Here is a 1,657-nt window from a genome sequence, read left to right as displayed (position 1 = left end):
TCTTGACCTTCATTATAATAAAGGTCCCTTTCATACCGTATACAGCCGTTTGTTCTTTCAAGACGTTCTGAAACATTCTGCAATATTTTAAGGGCTGTATCTCGATCGACAAGCCGGTAAGGTTTCAGAACGTCTTGAAAGAACAAACGGCTGTATACGGTATGAAAGGGACCTTTATTATAATGAAGGTCAAGAAGCAGAGTGGTGTTTCGGACTTCCGTGGCTGGGATTATGCTATCATGAACTAGGTATGATGAACAAGGCAAAGGAATATATAGAGAAAACAAAAAATATAATACCAGAGAACTGGGAAGTTCCTGAATTATATATCGGAGGCAGTAATATACCTAACGGAAATACTCCTCTGGCATGGTCCGTTTCTTTATCTTATTTATTCTTAACAAAAACTAAAATGATACGTACTGAACAAGTAACATGAAGTTTTCGTACATGGCTACTTAGAGCTCTTCCTAAAATATGGGAAGGGCTTTAATTTTGTGCTTTATTTTACATAAAATGGTTATATTTTACGAAAAATGTTTTAAAATTTAAAAAAAGGACATTAATTACAATAACTTCACCTCCATTTGAAGGATTAATATAATTTCCATCGAATATATATAATATCTGGGGAAGGAAGGGAAAAATGTTATCGAGTTCATGTTGATGGAGGGGTAAAATTTGAATACAATTATCGACCAGCTACAAGAGATTTATCCAAGCGATTTTGATTTGTATTTATTTCATGAAGGCACACTTTATGAAAGTTATAAAATGCTTGGGGCACACTTTGTTACATCATCAGGTAAAACAGGAGTCAGATTTGCCGTTTGGGCACCCCATGCCAAGCAAGTTTCAGTAGTCGGTAATTTTAATAATTGGGATGGAAATGATCATGCTATGGAGCGGATTGAGCGTTCAGGTATCTGGGTGTTGTTTGTACCAGGATTACAAGAAGGAGAGCTATACAAATACGAAATACATACATCCGGAAATAAACGTATCCTAAAGGCCGATCCTTATGCTTTTTATTCGGAAATAAGGCCAAATACAGCCTCTGTCATTAAAAGGTTGGATAATTTTGAATGGCAAGATTCGAAATGGATAGCCGATAGGAAAAAAGAAAATATTTATCATAAACCTATGTCGATATATGAAGTTCATCCGGGAACATGGAAACAGACAGAGGACGGGGAATTTTATTCGTACCGTGAACTGGCTGATAGATTAGTTGACTATGTGATTGATAATAGTTTTACACACGTGGAAATCATGGCCATATTGGAACACCCATTCGATAAATCTTGGGGATACCAGGTTACTGGATATTATTCAGTAAATAGCCGTTATGGCTCACCAGAAGATTTCAAGTATTTTATAAACCGCTGCCATCAAAACGGCATTGGTGTAATTCTTGACTGGGTTCCCGCCCATTTTTGTAAAGATGCGCATGGTCTTGCCCGATTTGATGGAACACCTCTCTATGAACCAATTGATTATACTAGAGCTGATCGCCCAATATGGGGAACATACAATTTCGATTTTACTAAACCAGAGGTAATTAGTTTTCTCATATCAAATGTGTTGTTTTGGATGGACGTTTACCATATCGACGGGGTTCGTGTCGATGCGGTATCTTCTATGGTGTATTTAAATC

The 1,657-nt window shown here is 36.9% G+C and carries 1 protein-coding gene and 1 pseudogene; both read left to right on the top strand.

Going from position 1 to position 1,657, the window contains the following annotated elements:
- Nucleotides 1-121: 121 nt before the first annotated feature.
- Nucleotides 122-439: pseudogene (locus tag AC1DUW_RS27975) on the top strand (glycoside hydrolase family 15 protein); the annotation flags it as partial.
- Nucleotides 440-681: 242 nt separating this feature from the next.
- The coding region (locus tag AC1DUW_RS27970; protein WP_477644072.1) for an alpha-amylase family glycosyl hydrolase at nucleotides 682-1,657 on the top strand (976 nt) is incomplete at its 3' end.

It is taken from the genome of Peribacillus sp. P4_C12, assembly GCF_056402095.1.
The sequence above is the reverse complement of the archived record's forward strand: the minus strand, read 5'-3'. Positions and strand labels throughout refer to the sequence as shown.